The organism is Paenibacillus sp. JT22N12, assembly GCF_056269365.1.
Map to the genome: position 1 here is coordinate 55,705 of NZ_JBWDNU010000014.1, position 19,908 is coordinate 75,612.

22 protein-coding genes are annotated in these 19,908 nt (G+C 49.7%); 16 read left to right on the forward strand and 6 right to left on the reverse strand.

The genetic code is table 11. The annotated features are described in order from the left end of the window. Positions 1-11: 11 nt before the first annotated feature. On the reverse strand, positions 12-881 hold the full coding sequence (locus tag AC0YOA_RS31860) for an Hsp33 family molecular chaperone HslO (protein WP_475790027.1): 870 nt from the start codon (positions 879-881) through the stop codon (positions 12-14). Positions 882-1,009: 128 nt separating this feature from the next. Between AC0YOA_RS31860 and AC0YOA_RS31865 the strand changes: the two genes are divergently transcribed. The 7 genes from AC0YOA_RS31865 to AC0YOA_RS31895 all read left to right on the forward strand — a co-directional run bounded on the left by AC0YOA_RS31865 (position 1,010) and on the right by AC0YOA_RS31895 (position 8,267). Continuing rightward, positions 1,010-1,738, forward strand: a complete 729-nt coding sequence (locus AC0YOA_RS31865) for a MerR family transcriptional regulator (RefSeq protein WP_475790028.1) — start codon at positions 1,010-1,012, stop codon at positions 1,736-1,738. Between the two features lie 191 nt (positions 1,739-1,929). After that, positions 1,930-2,784, forward strand: coding sequence for an NAD-dependent epimerase/dehydratase family protein (locus AC0YOA_RS31870; RefSeq protein WP_475790029.1), 855 nt, complete (start codon positions 1,930-1,932; stop codon positions 2,782-2,784). 339 nt (positions 2,785-3,123) lie between these two features. Then, positions 3,124-3,909, forward strand: a complete 786-nt coding sequence (locus AC0YOA_RS31875; protein ID WP_475790030.1) for an ABC transporter ATP-binding protein — start codon at positions 3,124-3,126, stop codon at positions 3,907-3,909. Beyond that, entirely contained in the window at positions 3,894-5,783 is a 1,890-nt protein-coding gene (locus AC0YOA_RS31880; protein ID WP_475790031.1) for a hypothetical protein, read from the forward strand. The genes AC0YOA_RS31875 and AC0YOA_RS31880 overlap by 16 nt, the downstream gene beginning before the upstream one ends. Before the next feature lie 123 nt (positions 5,784-5,906). Then, positions 5,907-6,845, forward strand: coding sequence for an SDR family oxidoreductase (locus tag AC0YOA_RS31885; protein WP_475790032.1), 939 nt, complete (start codon positions 5,907-5,909; stop codon positions 6,843-6,845). Positions 6,846-7,031: 186 nt separating this feature from the next. Then, positions 7,032-7,850, forward strand: a complete 819-nt coding sequence (locus AC0YOA_RS31890) for an SDR family oxidoreductase (RefSeq protein WP_475790033.1) — start codon at positions 7,032-7,034, stop codon at positions 7,848-7,850. A gap of 45 nt (positions 7,851-7,895) precedes the next feature. Further along, the gene (locus AC0YOA_RS31895; RefSeq protein ID WP_475790034.1) at positions 7,896-8,267 is read left to right on the forward strand and encodes a MerR family transcriptional regulator; all 372 of its coding nucleotides are present in this window, start codon (positions 7,896-7,898) and stop codon (positions 8,265-8,267) included. 47 nt (positions 8,268-8,314) lie between these two features. Here the strand turns inward: AC0YOA_RS31895 and AC0YOA_RS31900 are convergent, their stop codons facing one another. Beyond that, on the reverse strand, positions 8,315-9,814 hold the full coding sequence (locus AC0YOA_RS31900) for a HAMP domain-containing sensor histidine kinase (RefSeq protein ID WP_475790035.1): 1,500 nt from the start codon (positions 9,812-9,814) through the stop codon (positions 8,315-8,317). Beyond that, positions 9,795-10,484, reverse strand: a complete 690-nt coding sequence (locus AC0YOA_RS31905; RefSeq protein WP_475790036.1) for a response regulator transcription factor — start codon at positions 10,482-10,484, stop codon at positions 9,795-9,797. Before AC0YOA_RS31905 ends, AC0YOA_RS31900 begins: the two co-directional genes overlap by 20 nt. 313 nt (positions 10,485-10,797) lie before the next feature. Between AC0YOA_RS31905 and AC0YOA_RS31910 the strand changes: the two genes are divergently transcribed. The 9 genes from AC0YOA_RS31910 (at position 10,798) to AC0YOA_RS31950 (ending at position 17,167) form a co-directional block, all read left to right on the forward strand. Continuing rightward, positions 10,798-11,025: a hypothetical protein gene (locus AC0YOA_RS31910; protein ID WP_475790037.1), complete on the forward strand. Its 228-nt coding sequence runs from the start codon at positions 10,798-10,800 to the stop codon at positions 11,023-11,025. A gap of 234 nt (positions 11,026-11,259) precedes the next feature. Beyond that, positions 11,260-11,520, forward strand: a complete 261-nt coding sequence (locus tag AC0YOA_RS31915; RefSeq protein ID WP_475764874.1) for an Atu4866 domain-containing protein — start codon at positions 11,260-11,262, stop codon at positions 11,518-11,520. Then, positions 11,513-12,253, forward strand: a complete 741-nt coding sequence (locus tag AC0YOA_RS31920) for an SDR family oxidoreductase (RefSeq protein ID WP_475790038.1) — start codon at positions 11,513-11,515, stop codon at positions 12,251-12,253. The genes AC0YOA_RS31915 and AC0YOA_RS31920 overlap by 8 nt, the downstream gene beginning before the upstream one ends. A gap of 145 nt (positions 12,254-12,398) precedes the next feature. Beyond that, positions 12,399-12,869 (forward strand): CcdC protein domain-containing protein, encoded by a 471-nt coding sequence (locus AC0YOA_RS31925; protein WP_475790039.1) that lies wholly within the window; start codon positions 12,399-12,401, stop codon positions 12,867-12,869. 134 nt (positions 12,870-13,003) lie between these two features. Next, on the forward strand, positions 13,004-14,002 hold the full coding sequence (locus tag AC0YOA_RS31930) for an oxidoreductase (protein WP_475790040.1): 999 nt from the start codon (positions 13,004-13,006) through the stop codon (positions 14,000-14,002). 274 nt (positions 14,003-14,276) lie between these two features. Beyond that, on the forward strand, positions 14,277-14,726 hold the full coding sequence (locus AC0YOA_RS31935) for a VOC family protein (protein WP_475790041.1): 450 nt from the start codon (positions 14,277-14,279) through the stop codon (positions 14,724-14,726). A 74-nt stretch (positions 14,727-14,800) separates the two neighbouring features. Then, a complete protein-coding gene (locus AC0YOA_RS31940) occupies positions 14,801-15,394 on the forward strand; it encodes a TetR/AcrR family transcriptional regulator (protein ID WP_475790042.1) in 594 nt (197 codons plus the stop codon). 101 nt (positions 15,395-15,495) lie between these two features. Then, positions 15,496-16,125 carry an NAD(P)-dependent oxidoreductase gene (locus AC0YOA_RS31945; protein WP_475790043.1) on the forward strand — a complete coding sequence of 210 codons (630 nt, stop codon included), beginning with the start codon at positions 15,496-15,498 and terminating at the stop codon, positions 16,123-16,125. A 13-nt stretch (positions 16,126-16,138) separates the two neighbouring features. Next, positions 16,139-17,167 carry an NAD-dependent epimerase/dehydratase family protein gene (locus AC0YOA_RS31950; protein WP_475790044.1) on the forward strand — a complete coding sequence of 343 codons (1,029 nt, stop codon included), beginning with the start codon at positions 16,139-16,141 and terminating at the stop codon, positions 17,165-17,167. A gap of 36 nt (positions 17,168-17,203) precedes the next feature. On the opposite strand, the gene AC0YOA_RS31955 is transcribed toward AC0YOA_RS31950, so the two are convergent. The 3 genes from AC0YOA_RS31955 to AC0YOA_RS31965 form a co-directional block, all read right to left on the reverse strand. Beyond that, positions 17,204-17,668 carry a MarR family winged helix-turn-helix transcriptional regulator gene (locus AC0YOA_RS31955; protein WP_475790045.1) on the reverse strand — a complete coding sequence of 155 codons (465 nt, stop codon included), beginning with the start codon at positions 17,666-17,668 and terminating at the stop codon, positions 17,204-17,206. A 153-nt stretch (positions 17,669-17,821) separates the two neighbouring features. Next, complete coding sequence (locus AC0YOA_RS31960) at positions 17,822-18,376, reverse strand: NADPH-dependent FMN reductase (RefSeq protein ID WP_210037454.1); 555 nt, start codon at positions 18,374-18,376, stop codon at positions 17,822-17,824. Positions 18,377-18,646: 270 nt separating this feature from the next. Continuing rightward, positions 18,647-19,855, reverse strand: coding sequence for an MFS transporter (locus AC0YOA_RS31965; RefSeq protein ID WP_475790046.1), 1,209 nt, complete (start codon positions 19,853-19,855; stop codon positions 18,647-18,649). Between the last annotated feature and the right edge of the window lie 53 nt (positions 19,856-19,908).

Consider the following 19,908-nt stretch of genomic DNA (forward strand, 5'->3'; position numbering starts at 1 on the left):
TTGCACTTCGCCTAACTGATAAGCTTTGCTATCTCAACGGGTTGGAAGCTGTGCTTTTTTCCGCACATATTGCATACCAGCTCGATGGATTGGTTGTTTTCACAGGTATTTTTCAATTCTTCCTGGCCCAAGGCATACAGCATGGGATAAAAAAATTCTTTGGAGCATTCACACAACAACTGTAGGGGTTCAATGCTTATAATTTCAAGATCATCAAACAGCATATGTGGAAAACCGGTAAAAGCTATACTGTTTTCTGAAGCTGTAAACCAGCATTGATGATCGGAAATGACATTTCTGATCTGGTGAAAAAGATGAGCAGGCGCACCTGGAAGCAATTGGGCCATAACCCCTCTGCTTAGTACGATCTCATTCTTATCATTAAACATGACCGTTAACGAGAAGAAAGAAGGAGTCTGCTCGCTTTGTTTGAAATAATGAGAAATATCATCCACAATATTGGCATAAGGCATGTCTGTAATCCCTGTAAATATATGATTCATTCCTATATCCTTTGTGATTTGAATACATCCGTTGCTGCCGATTAATTGCTCGATTGATAATTGATTAAAATATTCCGCAGGAGCATTTATTAATTCATCACTCAAATATCCACGTACATTTCCAGAAGAATCTGCATCTGCAAAAATACCATAATGGCGATTGCTGGTTTTCACTTTTAGACTAATCCTTTGGCCTTCCTTTAAGATTCCGGATAGCAGGCTTGTTGCGGATATAGTTCTGCCAAGCGCGGTTTTCAGGAGTTTATTGTGATTTGATTGATTGCAAGCCACTTGGATCAAACCGGTATTCTCAACAAACAGAATCAAAGCCTGTTTATTAAAGGCCAATGTTTTTATTAAATAATTATCCATTTTCATCGAAATTCTCTCCTTCTCCTGCAGGTTGATTTACTTTGTCACTGCTTAGTATAATTCCTAACGTTACGTCAGATTCAAGGGCCGTTTATAAACAATGTTAATGAGTTGGAGATATTGGAGGGATTGCAATGGAGCATCGGAGCTGGAAGATAGGGGAACTGTCCAAACGAACGGGTGTAACCGTTCGGACGCTGCATCACTATGATCAGATCGGCTTGTTCTCGCCCTCCCGGGTTACTGAAGCGGGGCACCGCTTATATACAGATATTGATGTTGCCAAGCTGCATCAGATCATCTCGCTGAAGCAGCTGGGACTCTCGCTTGAGGAAATCAAAATCTTGATCAATAACCATGATTACGATCCAATCGTAATATTGAATCTGCAGCGTTCCCGATTAGACGAGCAGATAAACACAGTGGTAAGGCTGCGTGACCGCGTACAGGAGATTTCTGACCTGCTTCATTCAGGGCAGCCGGTATCGAGCGAGAGGTTTATGATGGTTATGCAAATGATGAAGATCTTGCAAAGTCCGCATTTTATGCCGGGGCAAGCAGCAGATATGAGAAACCGGTTCAAATCGGCGAGGGCGAACGAGCTGGAAAAGAATATTGCCGAAGGGCAGCGGCTTGTTGCCGAGTTCCGGAAATTAATCGAAATGGGCAAGCTGCCGAATGATCCATTAGCAGTTGAATTAGCCAAACGCTGGAAGCAAAAAATGGACTCATTTACTCCTGCAGACGGTAAATTTATACAATCGGCTGAACGGTATTATACGGAGAATCCGGAAGAGGCCATACAGTACGGAATGGATGGTAAGCTTTACGAGTATATTAAGCAGGCTTTATCTTTAATTTGAAACAGCAGGACATTTAAGAAATAATAACTCGGTTGTTTTCTGACGGCAAATCGATGCCCGCCCGACAGGCTGGGTTCAAATGACTTATTGTACCGGTACAGTTTATCTGATTTCAGATTGAAATATGATTGTTTGTACCGTAATCTTGAATTCATAGCTGACAATATAAACAGGATGGAGGTCGATGCCGGATGAAAATTATTGTTGCAGGCGCGAGCGGCGTAATCGGACGAGCGCTTATCCCGCTGCTCCTCAAAGCGGGACATGAGGTGGTTGGCTTAACGCGCAATACGGAATATGCGGCAGAGCTAAAGGATAAAGGGGTGCAGCCCGTAATTCTGGACATCTATGACCGGGATGGCGTATTCTCCGCTATCCGCGATGCCAGGCCGGATACGGTGATTCATCAGCTTACGGCGCTGAGCGGCAGAAATTTCGCTGAAAATGCCCGGATCCGCAGGGAGGGTACGCGTAATCTTGTGGACGCTTCACTAGAAGCGGGAGCGCGCAAAATGATTGTGCAGAGTATCTCCTGGGCATATTCACCTGGCAATGGACCTGCTGGCGAAGACACGCCGCTGGATCTGGAAGCCCCTTTGCCAAGGAAATCGACGATCGATGGCATCCACGCATTGGAAAGCGCGGCTGCCGAAATGCCGGAGCACGTCATTCTTCGTTATGGACTGTTATATGGAGCCGGAACCTGGTATGCCCCGGACGGCATTATTGCGCAGCAGGTTCGTCAACAGGAAGTGGCTGCGACGGTAGGCGTCAGCTCCTTCGTCCATGCGGATGACGCTGCGCAGGCTGCACTTCTCGCGCTGCAATGGCCTTCCGGCGCCTTCAACATTACCGATAATGAACCGGCTGCCGGTACCGAATGGCTGCCGGTCTATGCGGATGCTCTGGGCTCTCCGGCACCAGCCGTTGATCCGGCAAGCGCAGCCGCATGGGAAAGAGGAGCGTTGAACGGCAAGGCGCTTCAGCATGGCTGGAAGCCGCGGTATGCTTCGTGGCGGGACGGTTTCCGCCATGCCTTGGGATGAACGGGCAACGCAGTTAAACAGGCTTCGTTATCCATCCATAATGCGCCAGGCGGCTTTGCAATTTTGGCGGAAGCCATAGATTTCCCCCTGAACACAAACGGCAGAAATGCCGTTTTTTTGTGTTTACAAACCAAATTAAGTACCCACGCGGTAACCATAATAGGGTTCGGAAATAATCCGGTCCTGAGCACATACTGCAATTCATGAAACAGATAAAAAGGCAGCCCGATTTGTCATAGAAAGTATTGACAGTTATTTTTTTAGGATATATAGTTAGTTACATAAGTAACTAACCAATGTAGCTAATGATAAAAAATAGCCCATAAAGGGGAGAGTTAAATGACAACGGTACGCAATACACCAAAGGATGGAACGCCGGCGCTTGAGCTGCAGGGCATTTATAAAGCTTTTGGCTCGAAGGTGGCAGTCGACCATATCGACTTGACGATACCGGCAGGATCGTTTTTCGGACTGGTTGGACCAAACGGGGCCGGCAAGACGACCACGTTATCGATGGCGACCGGATTGCTTCGCCCGGATGCGGGTACGGCGCGAATATTCGGGATGGATATATGGCGTACCCCGGCACTTGCCAAGGAGCTGATCGGCGTACTCCCTGACGGGATGTCGATGCCGGAGCGGCTGACCGGCCTGGAGCTTCTGAAGTATATGGGCCTGCTGCGCAAGCTGGATGAACAGACGGTAGACTTTCGCTCCCTGGAGCTTCTATCCGTACTGGACCTTCTGGATGCGCGGGAAACATTCGTAGGCGACTATTCAACCGGCATGCGCAAGAAGATTGCCCTCGCGACCGCTCTGCTTCACGGCCCCAAGCTGCTGGTGCTCGATGAGCCGTTCGAGGCTGTGGATCCCGTCTCGGCGGCAACGATCAAGAACATTCTCCGCCGCTTCGTGGAGCATGGCGGTTCTGTCGTATTTTCCAGCCATGTGATGGCTACTGTGGAACAGATGTGCGACTCGTTGGCTGTCATCAGCAAAGGCAATGTGAAGGCTGCGGGTCCGATGAAGGACGTGCAAGCAGGCCAAAATCTGGAGGATCGATTCGTCGAGCTCGTCGAAGGGCAAGCCGGTGGCAAGGAGGGGTTGTCGTGGTTATTGTCATGATGCGGATGAAGCTGGCTGTTCTGCGGGGCAGCCTCAGAGGCCCGAGCCTGGTCCGGCTGGGTTGGGGCATCCTGTTCGGCTTGACCTGCGTCATCCTTACGTTTGCTCTGGGACTGCCTGATCAAGTCTCGCCGCGCCTTGCCAGTGACAGGCTCATGATCATTTTCGGTATATGGACGCTGGGCTGGGCACTCGGACCGATTTTATTCAGCGGGGAAGACAAGACGCTCATACCGGAGAACTTCAGGTTTTTGCCGGTTACTCCGAATCAGCTTGCAACGGGACTTCTCGGCGCGTCATTCATCGGGGTTCCGGCGGTCATCAGTTTGCTTGCTTTCATTCCTCTGGTTATTTATGCTGCTGGCCTTGGCGTGATGCCGGCGGTTGTTGCCATACCGGCGGTCATACTGCAGCTGATTCTTGCCGTTGCCTTGTCCCGTGTTGTGACGAGCGTCATGCGAAAGCTCACCAGGTCCCAGCTCAGCTCTGCATTGGGAGCGATGATAACAGGAGCTATCATGGCCTTCTTCATCTCGGGGTGGATGCTGCTGGACGCGGATTATAATATAATGACGCTTGAACTCCCTGCGCGGCTTTCAACTCTCCTGAATGTCCTCCCTTCAAGCTGGGGAACAGCAGCAGTTGAGGCCGCGCGGAGCGGACAATGGGCATTCTCCACCGCCTATCTGGCAGGAATGGTTCTTGTCATTCTGCTGCTTCGTTCCTTATGGGCGATCTTGTTGGTGAAACGGTTAACGACTAAGCCGCAGCGGAATCGCTTATCCAGCAAGCCTGATTCCCCATACGGCTTTTTCGCCAACCGGACGGGAACGGTAGCCCGCAAAGAACTCATAGCGTGGGGAAGGGATTATACACGATCCGGATTTGTATACTTCGCCTTATTCTATAGCATTTTCTTATGTCTATATCCTGTATCTGCCGGCAATTTATTTTTACTGCCATGGACCGGGGCAATCTTCGTCATCACGGCGGCAGGCACCACTGCCAATTTGTACGGGTCGGACGGGAGCGCTCTGTGGATGACGCTCGTTACCTCACAGGCCGAGCGGTATGATATTCGGGGACGCCAGCTGGCGTGGCTGTTGATTATTGCGCCTCCGGCTCTGATTATCACCTTCGCCATGATTTTTATCAGCGGATATTACTGGGCTGTGCCGCTTGCGCTTCCGCTTATTATTGCAGCTTTGGGTGCCGGAGCCGGACTTGTTGTGCTGAATTCGGTCCACCGCCTCGAACCGATGACAGACGCACACAAGCGCGGCGACGATATGTTCGACCATCCTATAGGCTGGTGGCAATTCATGTCGCTGATGCTTATAACCCTGGTCCTGATCGCTCCCGCTTTTGGACTGGCGGTATGGGGAACCTATCTGGATATGGATTGGGTTCAATGGTCGGGGGTTCCGGCTGCGCTTCTGACCGGAAGCTTCTACTACTGGTGGTTTGGCCGTCTGGCCAGCAAAAGGCTGGAAACCCGAGGACCGGAGCTCCTTAATCTGATGCTCAGAGGGCATGAGCCTGTCCAAGCGGCGGCGGCGGATTCCGTCAAACCTGATTTTTACGCCGTCACAAGATGCATGTCCGCGGGCGTCAAAACCGTCTTTTATTTCTGCGTGTTCTTCGGTCTGCTCGCTTTGTTCCCGCAAGGTCTTGTTCCGCTTGGCATCAAGCTTTCCGGCGGCGGCGATCCCCTCTGGTTCCTCGCCCTCTATCTTCCCGGATTGTGGCAATGGCCGGTCATTGTGCTCATGATTGGCGTGGGGCTAATCGCTTTTGGCAATGCCGTGTATATCTATTTCTCACAGAGAAGGAAGTTGTCTGCAGTTGATTCCCGGACGATGGAAAATGGTTGAAGGTAAATCATAAAACACCAAACTTGAGGACCGGCTGCGCAGCCTGCTTCCGGTCCGAGTGACCGCAGATATACATGGCAGCATAGTTGCGGCTTAGGCATTTTATAATTCCAGCTGAATATAGTGAGTTATAAAATTGCAGTACAAGAGAGGAGAATTACGATTACTTATCCCGTATATCCATATATAGGCTGGGAACAGCAGTGCACCGATGTTCCTGTCGTTTTTCCTCCGCAGCATCAAAACAGGCGTCCGGGTTTTGAGTACCTGATGACTCCGCGGCCGATTTCCGAGAATCCTTCCTATACAGGCAGCGGCAGGCTGAATAATAAGATTGCGATTATTACTGGCGGGGACAGCGGAATCGGACGGGCCGCCGCCATAGCTTTCGCCAAGGAAGGGGCGGATCTGGCGATTGTCTACCTCGATGAGCACCAGGATGCGGCTGAAACGAAACAAATGATCAACAAGCTCGGCCGCCAATGTCTGCTCATTGCCGCAGATCTAAGAAAGGAAGAATCCAGCCGCTACGCGGTGGAGGCCACGATCCAGGCTTACGGACGGCTGGACATTCTTGTGAACAATCACGGCGTGCAGATTCATCAGGCAAGCATCTTGGATATATCGAGAGAGCAGCTGATGAATGTGTTCCAAACCAATATTATTTCTTTTTTCGAAATGACCAAAGCGGCGCTGCCTCATCTTCATGCAGGAAGCACAATCATCAATACGACCTCGGATACCGCCTTCTCAGGCTCGGGCCATATGATTGATTACACAGCTACGAAAGGAGCCATCGTATCCTTTACGCGTTCGTTAGCTCTTTCGCTTGCGGGTCAAGGGATTCGGGTCAACGCGATCGCGCCCGGACCAACCTGGACACCGCTGATCCCGTCAGCTTTTACGGCAGAAGAGGTAAAAACCTTTGGAACGGATGTTCCGCTGAGAAGACCGGGGCAGCCGTTTGAATTGGCGCCTGTATATGTTTTGCTGGCTTCAGATGATTCCTCCTACATATCGGGACAGATATATTTTGTGAATGGCGGCTCGGTCGTTACCTGAAGCATGGGGGCTGGAATCAAGATGAATATGGTTAACAATAGCTGCCGGGTCGGATGGGTTCGATCAAAATGGTTGGGACAGAGACAATAATCTGCCCAACCATTTTTTTATGCTTGATCTAGAGCGCGCTCTAAGCGGTAAGATCACAATATGACAGACAAACATGCATACAAGGAGGAATTTAAAGTGAACACTATATTAATCACAGGAGCATCATCAGGGATAGGTAAAGCAGCAGCCAGGCATTTTGCGGACAAGGGATGGAACGTTATTGCGGCCATGAGAGTACCTGAGAAGGAAACCGAATTAACCCGCGCTGATCATATAATGGTGACAAGAATTGATGTCGAGCAGCGGAGCACGATGGCAGAAGCAGCAGCCAGAGGAATTGAACGTTTCGGTAAAATCGATGTATTATTAAATAATGCGGGATATGGCTCATCAGGAATCATTGAAGCCGCTTCGGACGAGCAAATCCAAAGGCAATTCGATGTAAATGTATTTGGGCTCATGAATATGACAAAAGCGGTGCTTCCGCACTTCAGAGCCAATAAGCAGGGCTTGATCATCAATGTCTCTTCCATAGGCGGAATCTTGGCTATGCCCACCATGACGCTTTACCATGCTGCTAAATTTGCTGTAGAAGGCTTTACTGAATCGCTGTACTATGAATTGGCATCACAGAACATCCGTGTCAAACTAATCGAACCCGGCTCCATCAAAACGGATTTTGGCGGCAGATCGATGGATTTCTTTTTTGATGATTCGCTGATCGATTATCTGGAATTTGCGGATACTTACCGGGCAGTACGGGCACAAATGGGGGAGAATCCTGCGCGGCAGTCTTCTCCTGATTTAGTGGCCGAGGTCATTTATGAAGCGGCAACCGACCAATCCAATCAATTGAGATACGCTGCAGGCGAGGACGCCAAGGCGCTGATCAAGCTGAAAAGAGAATCAGGCGATCAGGCAGTCATCCAGCAAATTTCCCGGATGTTTGCTTGAAGCAGCGGTGTAATGGAAGGACAGGCATTGAAGGAAGGTGATTCGATGGGTTTTACGATTGGCGATGCAGCCGAACAGATAGGATTGTCCATCCACACGCTGAGATACTATGAAAATGAAGGCATTCTTCCGATGATTAATCGCAATGACGGCGGTACGCGAATTTATGAACAAAAAGATATCGATTGGCTTAAATTTGTATGCTGTCTGCGGGAAACCGGCATGACCATTGCCGAGCTCAAAGGTTTTGTGCAGCTGGTGCTGCAGGGCAATGAAACCATTGCCGAGCGAATGAAGATGCTGGATAGGCAAAAAGAACGGATTCAGTCCCAAATCGTGCAATTAACGACCTATAAAACCATGGTGGAAAACAAGATGGACTGGTATGTGGATTATGCCAGGGAGCACCGGATGTAGGGAGTGGTTGATGGCAGAAAAGCGGTTATGCCACTATTATTTGCAGATTAAGCCGGGTTCTGTTTTGGCAGCAGGAGCTGGAAGGTTGCGCCTTCCGGCGTGCTGCGCTTCAAAGCAAGCTGGCCGTTCATGGCGACAGCGAGCATTCGGCTGTACGTGAGACCCAGACCGAGGCCGCCGACGGAATGCTTCTTGCGTTCGCCCCTGAAGTATCTTTCGAATATATTGGCCTGTTCGTCCTCTGGAATGCCGGGGCCATTATCCTGAACGAGAATTTCAAAGTCCTGATCCGTATGCCCGGTAAGCGACACGGCAATCCTTCCTTCATCCTTCATTGCCTGTCTGCTGTTATTCATCAAATTCACAAGAATTTGTTGAATGCGGCTGGCATCTCCGACTGCCATGAATGTACGTTCAGGTATATCGGCTGAAATCTCGAGACGGCTGTCCTGATAGAGAAGACTCCATTGATAGACGATCTCTCCCAGTAATTTCCCCAAATCGATCGAATCGGTTTGAACGCTGATTTTACCGGAAGCAAAGGAGTTGAAGTCGAGCAGGTCGGATACCATATGCTGCAGCCGCTGGGTTTGTTCCAGTGAAATATCCAGAAATTCTTCCGCTTCGTCAGAGGTTACGACATGGTCCCGGACAGCGTGAATCAGACCGTGAATCGAGGCGACTGGCGTTTTCAGCTCATGAGTCACTCCGGCAAGCAGCTCAGTCCGCAGCTCCTCCAACTTTCCCAGACGTGCCGCCATCGCCTGAAAGGAGACAAAGAAATCATGAATCTCCTTTTCTTTTATATGTTCCGGAACACTCAGCTGGTAGTCTCCGGCTTCCATTTTTTTAAGCGCTGCGGCAAGCTGAAGGATCGGTTTTCTTAATTTTCGCGACAGCAAATAGATCATGATCCAGCCTAATACGCCTGAACATAAAAGCAGGGAAATAATCAGGCCATAGTTTTGATTCACCTTGGCGAGTTCCCGGTAGGAATAAGAAATGGCCACAGTTCCGATAATGGAATCTCCATAAGTGACAGGAGCGGAAATGCCATACATATTTCCTGTTTTCTCTACGCGGATCTCATCGGCAAGAGGGGGGGCGGAGGGAAATACGGGGTCGGCTACCGAGGGACCGGTCTCTGATTCTGACGGAGGTACGGAGGCTGGAAGCGAATCGGCAGGAGGCGGGGGATTGCCGGCTTCCGAATCCTGCGAAGGTCCGTCTTTGTAAAATAAAGAGGCTCCGCTGCGATCGAATACGGTTAATCCAAATTGCCCCGGGATTTTATAACGGCGCTGCGTTTTATCGATCCATTCGTAGAAGCCGCCTGGAATGACGATTTCTCCTTCCCCGTCCGCAATATATTGAGCCGCAATTTCAGTGAAGGCTTTGAGAGAATTCATTCGCTCCTTCATGGTATCATGCCGGATCCACAGGACGGATGCGAATCCGATCGTAACCAGGCCCACGAATAAAGTAAGCACGTAGCGGAAAGTCCAGTGACTGAGCAGTGTGCTCCGTTTATTTGAGCCCGTTCGCATAAAGCTGATACCCCGTTCCTCGCATTGTTCTAAGTTCTCCTTCTTCCGCCGGCCAGTGCAGCAGCGCTTTCCGCAGCCGTTTGATCGCCAAATCCACTGCCCGGTCGCTGCCATCATAGTCGATTCCCCAGACTTTCTCAATCAGCTGCTCCCGGTAAAAGATCTGGTTCGGATGCTCCGCCAGAAATAACAGAAGAGACAGGTCGCGGGGCGTAATCGACAGGCTCGCGCCGTTCAAATAAACGCTGCGGGATTTAAAATCGATCCTCAGGCTCCCGATCACAACCTGTTCCGAGCTGACCAGCGACCTCGGAGGACGCCTCAGCACAGCATGAATTCTGGCGACAACCTCTTCCGGCTCGAAAGGCTTGGTCATATAATCATCGGCTCCTTCGTTCAAGCCGTGAATACGGTCTGTTACCTCTCCTCTTGCGGTCAACATGATGACGGGACAGGGGCCTTTGCGGCGGATGCCGTTCAGCACTTCCCAGCCGTCCATGCCTGGCAGCATAACGTCAAGAAGCACGAGCTCAGGCTGAACGGTATCGAAGGTCTCCATCGCCTGGAGGCCGTCCTTGAAGATTGCACAGTCAAAACCGGCCTTGCGAATATATGCCGCGAGCACCCGGGAAATCGGATCCTCGTCTTCAACGATCATAATGGTTCCCACTCTATATCCCCCGATGTCTGATGCGCAAAATGATTCCGCTTCAGAAAAAATTATACAGTCCGGTGCACGGAATATCCATACTTCGAAGATTGTCATGTGTTTCATTATAAGCGTTGAACATGTCAGGTGAATGTCAGAGCCTTGACTTCATCTTGACGTATTTCAGGCTTATATTGAACCGTGACGGGAAGAGGGGAATGCGAAATGAAAATCAGGTTTCTATTGATCGCAATTGGGTTATTCACGTCGGGTTGTTTCCGCCGAAAACAGGAGCGCCGGGGATCAGTCATCCGGTACGGAGCCGGCCGCCGCCTTGCAGCCGGACAAGTCTGTTGATGGATCCGTTCCGGCTGCCAGCTTTACCCAGGGCTCTGCTCATTTTGCCGTTCCGGCTGATTGGTATGCCGTTGATTTCGACAATACAAGCTGGCCGCAGGTGTCGACTTATTCCGAGAAAGAGGCAGGGGTGGACAATAAAAATCCTACACCAATCTCAGGGAGGAATTCAGTAAAGGCAAATTTATCTGGACAGGCAATTTGAAGCTGGATAATGAAATTCTGCTGCGGCATACGGTTGAGCAATAACAGGACAGGCGTTCACCCTTTAGGCTATTCCCCACCTTCCGATATTCGGAGGGTTATTTTGTTTTTAATTCAGACAACGGCCTGGAGGATCAGGCAATCATTTGCGATGAATGGACTATCTCCTTCAATCGGAATCGTTTCATAATGTGGAAGAGACCAAGCAATTGAAGTCAGGAAGGGAGAATACGAAATGAATCAACATTCAACTACTCATCCGTACGTCGGCATGTGGGTCACCAAGGATGGCCATATCCGGCAGGAGCTTCTGCCTGACGGCCGTTACGATGAAGCCCGCGGCAACCGGAAAAGCGCCTATACGGGAAGCTATAGCGTTAAAGGCAACCGCATTGATTATGTGGACGATACCGGATTTACTGCGGATGGCGAGTTTCGGGACGATGTTCTCTATCACGGAGGAATGATTTTTTACCGGGAGGAAAAAAATGTATAAAAATATTTCAAAAAAAGTTGTGGCTATTACAGGAGCAAGCAGCGGAATTGGAGAAGCAGCCGCACGGCTTCTGGCTGCGAATGGGGCACATGTCGTATTGGGGGCAAGACGTCTCGACCGGTTGGAGGCTGCCGTAAAAGCTATTCGTGCTGTAGGCGGCTCAGCCGAGTACCAGGCATTGGACGTTACAAGCAGGGAGCAAATGGAGGCTTTTATCGGTTTTGCCAAAGATAAATACGGCCATGTGGATGTTATTGTGAACAATGCCGGGGTTATGCCTCTCTCGAAGCTGGAAGCGCTGAAAGTTGACGAATGGGACCGCATGATCGATGTGAATATCCGCGGCGTGCTTCATGGCATAGCGGCAGGCCTTCCCATTATGCAGAAACAGGGATTCGGCCAATTTATCAATGTCGCTTCCATAGGAGCGTACGGGGTAGTTCCGACCGCTGCTGTTTATAGTGCCACGAAATACGCGGTCCGGGCAATTACCGACGGGCTGCGCCAGGAGGCCGGAAACGGTATCCGGGTGACGCTTGTTTCGCCGGGAGTAACGGAATCGGAGCTTGCGGATCATATCTCCGATGAGGAAGCACGGCAACAGATGAAGGAGTATCGGCGTATTTCAATTTCAGCGGCTGCTGTCGCCCGGACAATACTATTTGCGATGGAGCAGCCGGAGGACGTGGATGTGAACGAGATCATTGTAAGGCCGACCGCAAGCTCCAATTAGCTGCGGGTTATTGCACGGGATTATCGACTTCAGACGTTTGAAATAAAGTAAGTCATCCAGGGCTCAAGATTATTTTCACTATTGAATCACTCTCGAATCGGGGATACTTTGATTTAGAAGCCGATTAAAGGGAGTGTATGATAGCATGAGTGCGCCCGCGTCTATGGTGATTTCTGTATTGATTTTTATTCTGATCGTTTCCGGTCTGTCCCGGGGCATGAAGAACCCGATCCGACAATCGGGAATCACGCTGCTGCTGCCGATTATTTATATCGCCACCTGCTTGTTTCAATTGCTCGATCCGGACCTGCATGCGCGGGAGGATCAAATTATTCTTGCGCTGGTGGCCGGGCTCGTTATTGCCGTACCGCTTGTTATCGCGACAAATTTTGAAATCCGGTCAGACGGAATTTATTTTCAGCGCAGCAGTGCTGTATTTGTCATCCTGATAGTGGTCTTTGCGCTCCGCTTTGCACTGATGGGAATGATAACAGGTATTGATTCAACAACGCTTGAATTTATTCTTAATGTAGCCACATTAAGCTATATCGCGGTTTGGAGAATCGCTATCTTCGCTAAACTCCAGCGTGTCGTGAACAGCCGGGCACATGTCTGATCCTTATTATAGAAAAGGCTCTTGCCTTAAAGTCAACTTTAAGGTGTAAGATTGTTTTACATTCCGACAATGATGGATATTCTAATTCAAATGGGTTTCGGAATGAATAAACAATCAAAGGCCGGTGGAGCAGGATGACGTCATTTACAGGTATTAAAGATACAGCACAACAGCCGATTCCCTCGGGCTTCGGTCCTCAATCAACAGCCAGGGAAGTCATCGGCAGACGCGATCTGACAGGCAAAGTTGCCATAGTGACAGGCGGTTATTCCGGTATCGGACTTGAAACCTCGCTAGTTCTGGCGGAGGCCGGAGCGGCGGTTATCGTGCCCGTGCGGACACCGGAGAAAGCGCAGCAAGCACTTGCAGGCATCCCGAGGCTGGAAATGGAAACGATGGATCTTATGGATCCGGCTTCGATCGACAGCTTCGCGGAACGGTTCCTCGCTTCGGGAAGAGCGCTCGACATCCTGGTGAACAGCGCAGGCATCATGGCAAACCCGCTTACAAGAGATGCCCGTGGATATGAATCCCAATTCGCGACGAATCATCTTGGGCATTTCCAGCTGACGGCAAGGCTTTGGCCTGCCTTGAGCAAGTCCGAAGGGGCCAGGGTCGTTGCGCTCTCCTCGCGGGCCCACCGGCTGGGCGGGATCGACTTTGACGATCCGAATTTTGAGCGCAGGGAATATGACAAATGGAAGGCTTATGCCCAGTCCAAATCAGCCAATATATTATTCGCGCTGGAGCTGGACAAGCGTGGAAGATCTCATGGAGTCCGCGCCTTCTCCGTTCATCCCGGTCTAATTCCGACTGATATAGGGCGCAGCCTGACGGCGGAAGAAAATGCTCCTCAGATGGTGAAGGACGAGAATGGGAAGCCGGTTGGCGGCGGGAAAGCCGATCAAATGAAGAACGTTCAGCAGGGAGCGGCGACGAGCGTCTGGTGCGCAACGAGCGGTCAGCTGGATGGAATGGGCGGTGTCTACTGTGAGGATAGCGATATCGCTGAAGCTGTCCCGGCCGATAGTATAAAGGGCACAGGGGTTCGGCCATGGGCAGTCGATCCCGATGATGCGAAGCGGCTCTGGTCGCTAAGCGAAGAGCTTGCAGACGTGAAATTCAGCATCTGAGCGGTTAGAGATTGAGCTATAGGATAGGTTGGAGCAGGCCTGGGGCAATCCCGGGCCTGTTTTTGTGAGGTTCCCGAACAACCCGAGGCGGCAGGGTCAGCGCATAATGAGCATGCCAGAGCGGACATGAATATTTCCGGATATGCAGCGCATGTGAAGAAATCCTGCAGAAACAGCAATCCAGAAGAAACTGCAGTTCCGATTTTATGCTACTATTCGTTTGGAGAGAATGATCCACACTATTCCAATAGGATGAAAAAGGAGCTGAAGGTTTATGCAAAAAATCACTACTTTCCTGTGGTTCAACGATCAGGCGGAAGAGGCAATCAACTTCTATACGTCTATCTTTAAAAATTCAGAAATTTTGAGTCTTCACCGCAACCAGGGTTCGGTCATGTCAGGAACCTTCCAGCTGGAAGGACAAGAATTTATGGCATTGAACGGCGGTCCTCATTTCACCTTCACGCCTGCCATTTCGTTATTCGTGAATTGTGAGACGCAGCAGGAAGTCGACGAGTTGTGGAAGAAGCTGTCCGAAGGCGGATCCAAAGAAAGATGCGGCTGGCTGAGGGACAAATACGGGCTGTCCTGGCAGATCATACCTTCTGCCTTGGGTGAAATGCTGCACAGCGAGGATGCTGAAAAATCGGGAAGAACCATGAAGGCGATGCTTCAAATGGATAAGATTGATATTGCTCTTCTAGAACAAGCCTACAACGGCTAGGCATGTTGAAGAGCCAGTTTGCCATAAAATTATACCCGGGAACAAGGTATAATTTTGTGGTTGACTTTAGATAAATGATCGTTTATTATTGCTTCATGAGACAAAGAGATGACAACAAAATAGAAGCGATTTACGATGCCACCATTCAGCTTGTGAATGAAATCGGCTTTGCCGAAACATCCATTTCCAAGATTGCCAAGAAGGCCAATGTATCGGCCGCAACCATTTACATTTATTTTGAGAATAAGGAGGATATGCTGGGGAAAACCTATTTGAAGGCCAAAAAGATGATGAGTGAAAAATTGTTTCATGGGATGGATGAAGCGGCTCCTGTAAGAGAACAGTTTGATTTTTTTGCCCGGAACTTTGTAAAGTTCATTCTGAACCAAGGCGATAATTTTATGTTTATGGAGCAGGTAACCAACTCCCCGCTGCTGCAGAATTGGTGTCTGGAAGAAACCAGTTCGCTGTACGAGCCGGTATTCAGAATGTTTGAAACAGGGAAGAGCCAAAAGCTATTCAAACAAGAGGATGTTAATTTGCTTATCATATATTCTGTGATGCCCATCGCTCAGCTCGCCAAGGCTCAGATCAAGGGTGAATTTCTATTCGATGAGAGAAGCCTCCAAACAGCCATTCAAATGAGCTGGGATGCAATAAAGACGTAGACAAAATTTTTTTCATATAAATAAATGAACACTTTTTTATTTAAACTATTATAAATAGACGTTCATTTAAGAATAAAATATATTTTCGGAGGACGCGCGGAATGAAAGTAATCATTTTTGGAGCAAGCGGACTCACAGGCCGGCAGCTCATCGAACAAGCGCTGAAGCAGGGACATGAGGTTACGGCATTTGTGCGAAAGGCGGGCCGAATCCCGCATACGCATAATAACCTTCGCATTGTGGAAGGCGATGTGCTGAACGCGGATGAGGTGGAGCAAGCGGTTGTCGGGCAGGACGTGGTGTTCTGCGCAATAGGAGCAAGCGGCGGCAGTCCTTCTGATATCTGTTCCGAAGGAACCGGGCATATCCTCCTCGCGATGCGCAAGGCCGGCGTTTCGCGGATCATTGCGGTGACGGGGTTCGGCATCAGCCGCGACAGCCGGATGCAGATGAGGTTTGGGACCAAACTCGTTGTGTGGCTGTCTTTCCTGCTTTTCCGCCGGGAGTCCATGGATAAACGGAAGCAGGACAGCCGTATCCGGCAAAGCGAGCTCAACTGGACGATCGTGGAGCCGCCGACGCTTACCGATGGGCCAAGGACGGGACGTTACCGGGTGGATACGGCGCGTGCTCCGATGCTTGGCAGAGTCTCCCGCGCGGATGTGGCGGATTTTATGCTTGATCAGCTGGACAGTCATGCATTTAACAACAAATCTACAATCATCTATTAGGAGGAAATGAATCATGAATATGCAAAAAGGCGATCTTTGTTTGGTAACGGGAATCAGCGGATATCTGGCATCCTGGATTGGGCATTATCTGATTGAGGAGGGCTACCGGGTCAGAGGAACCGTTCGAAGCCTTAATAATCGTGAGCAATTGGAGAAGATGAGCGAGCTGCTGCCCGGCATTGAATTTGTCGAAGCCGATCTGAGGAAGGAAAAAGGTTGGGATCAAGCGGTGAATGGGGTGAAGTGGGTATTCCACGTCGCAAGCCCGCAGGCGGTGAAGACGGAGACCGATCGAATCGGCGGGGCTACCAAAGGCACGGAATTCCTGATGAATGCCGCGCTTGGCTCCGATACGGTGAAAAAAGTCGTGGTTACGAGTTCGGAAGCGGCAGTGGCTTATGGTCACCCTTCCTCCAAGACAACGTTCAATGAGGATGACTGGACGGACGCGAATGGGCCCGGCGATTATTTCCGCAGCAAGACGCGGGCGGAGAGAATTGCATGGGACATCGCCCGGGATCAAACACGAAATCCGAAGCAGGTGGCGCTGTCCACTATTAATCCGAGCATGATTCTGGGGCCATCGCTTGTGCCGTGGGCGCGCTTCAGCAGTGAGACGGTGAAAAACATTGCGGAAGGCAAAATGCCGATGATCCCGGATATGACGGTCTATTATGTCGATGTGCGCGACTGCGCCCGCATGCATATTGCGATTATGAATGATCCCGGTACGAATGGCCATCGTCATTTGAGCATGGCGGCAAGAGGGAAATATTTCGATCTCGCCGAGCTCATAAGGGATAACTATTCCCAGCAAGGTTACAAGGTAACATCAAGAGTGGCGCCGCATTTTCTGTTATGGATAATGAAGTTCTTCAGTGCCGATGTCGCATCCATTTATTCAAAATTGAGGGTGAATACCGTCATGAAAACGAAATATCCGAATGTTTACAAATACAAGCACACCCATTTGCTTCAGATGGTCCGGGATACGATGGATAATCTTATTGCGAGCGGCATCATCGAGCCAAGAAGCAAGTAAGCTTTTGCTTCGCCAGTTCGATCCATATAGAATAATTCAGGGTTTGGTATTGTTTGCGAGGGCTTCCGCGCCCAGTCCAATGGCTTTTAACAAATCTATGAGTTTCAGCTTATCTTCTTTGCTGATAAATGATAGATTATTGGAAATCACTTCAGCATGCTTCGGAAAGATGCCGCCGAGCAGAGCTTGACCTTGTTGTGTAAGAGTCACATTGGAGCCTCTGCGGTCGGTTGGACTTGGCTCGCGTCTGACATACCCTTTTTGTTCCAGTTTATCGACGACATAGGTGATGCTTCCGCTGGGAATGGAGAAAATTTCGCTGATTTTTTGAATGGGATGGGGACCTTTGCTGTAGAGCAGCTCCAGAATCATGAAATGCTCCTGACTAATGCCATGATCCTCAATATCGTTTCGTACATTGTCAAAGACGGCTCTGGAAGCTTTCATCCATATCCGGAACAGTCTCAGGTCAAGCTCGTTTTGCTCATCTGGCTGTAACATTGCCTTGCCTCCTTTTATAAATCAGGACCTCCAAATTTGGAGGTCCGTTATCTGCGACGAAACAGCTGCTCTATCCATAGCAAAAGCAAGCTGGATCAGAAGAGAACTGACCCGGCTTGCTGCTGATACGAGCATGCAACATTGTAATTCGTATTAACGCAATGTTTTCAACGCGCCGCTCCAGGCGATAACCTGGTCAAGCATCGTGTTAACCGCAGACTCCTGGTGAGGGGCTGGTTTGAAAACACTATAATTCTCGAAATCGGTGATCAGGGAAAGTCCGACCTGAGCGCGTACATCGGCGATATGAAGCTCGCCTACAATCAGCCTCAGATTCTCGATTGCGCGCGCGCCGCCGCTGCCGCCATAGCCCACGAAGCCTGCCGCTTTATGATTCCACTCTTTAAAGAGAAAATCAATGGCATTCTTGAGCGCGCCGGAGGTTGCATGGTTGTACTCGGGTGTTACGAATACAAAGCCGTCGAAGGAAGCAATTTTCTCAGACCAGGCGATCGTATGCGGTTTGCTGTATTGTCCCATGGACGGCGGTACCGGCTCATCGAGCAATGGCAAATTGAAATCCGCAATATCCACAAGCTCGAATGAAGCGTCGCTGCGTTTCTTTGCAATATCGGTTACCCAGCGTGCTACAGCTTCACCATTGCGGCCCGGACGTGTGCTTCCAAGTATAATCGCTATTTTTAACATCGTAAACTCCTCCATGAATTCTTTTTTTTGAAATCGAAGACCATCGTGTATAGATGCGTAATCTTAGACTAGTTTGGACTAATCAGCTACGTTTTATTATGATGCTTGTGATGAAAGCTTTCTGGACTTCACTCCCTCCCAATCCTATATAAAATAATCATATATATAATATTTATAGGACTTTTTAATCCTAACATTAGGATACTTTATTGTCAATCGAAATATGGGCGTGAAGATTTGACTGTCGAAGCAAGCCCGGATATGAAGCGGTTATTGACTGCGGCTGCGATGGATGGGTACGATGAATAAGAGACCCGCAAGAAAACATAGACCGGCCAATTCATACACGATGGCAAGGGACCATGCATCCTTCAGAACACCGGAAGCACTCATCATAAGAAGCATGGAACCGGTCATAAGCGGTGTCCGGATTCCGGTAACCCGGCCGATAAACGCTTGCTCGGTATGATTCATGACTAACGTATTGTTGCCAATAAATATAGCCGGCTGCAGAAGCGCTATAATGAACTGCGCGGCCATCGTAATCCAAAGTACAGAAGATAATCCGATTAGCAGGATGCCCAATCCGTTGACAAGCAATCCCATCAGAAGAAGACGCTGCGGAGCAATTCGGGCAGCCACAGCAAACGCTAGGACTCCTCCGAGCATTTCCCCCAGTCCGTAAGGAATGGTGATCCATGGCAGGTCATGCGCCGGCAACCCCAGACGATCGGTGACGAGGAAAATACTTAAAGGCGATATCAGCCCTACACCGAGTCCGACAAGCGTGAAGCATAGACTAAGGCGCAAAAGCTCCCTGTTGAAGATGACATAACGAATGCCGTCCGCCATCTCACGAAGCAGGGAGGCCGGTTCAGCGGACTGATCCGAGGGAACTGCCGGATCTGCCGGAATAAACAGCATGACAAATGCGGATATGAGAAAAGAGACACTGGTTAGCAGAATCGAGACACCAATTCCTGTCTGCTGGTAGACAAGCGTTCCAAGAATCGGACCTATGATCATAAAAACTGAAAAAAGCATCTGAAGCAGTGACATGCAAATTGGCGCTTCTTCATCCTTTACATGGTTCTTGAACAGCTTCATGCCGGATGGCTGCGCAAACTGTGATAGAATCGAGGAAATCAGGGCAGCGAAAAACACGGCCGTCCATGATCCGGATTGTATCAGGAAGAAAACAATCAATACCGATAAAGCGCTTAAGCCTTCGCACCAGACGACCGTTCTTTTGGGACGCCACCGGTCCGCGAATACACCGCCAATGAATGAGAAAATAAAGATCGGCGCGTACTCGGCGACAGCAATCATCGAAACGGCCAGCGCATCCCCATTCGAGCTTTCCATGACGTATAAGAGGACCGCCATATTTCTGATCCAGATTCCGAATTGTGAGAAGAGATTGGAAATCAGAATGACGCGTACAAATTTGTTGCGAAGCAGGTGAATGGAATTTGACATGGCTATGCTTCCTCCTTGATATCATCTCGGACGTAAGCTTAGGCCCTCCTGCA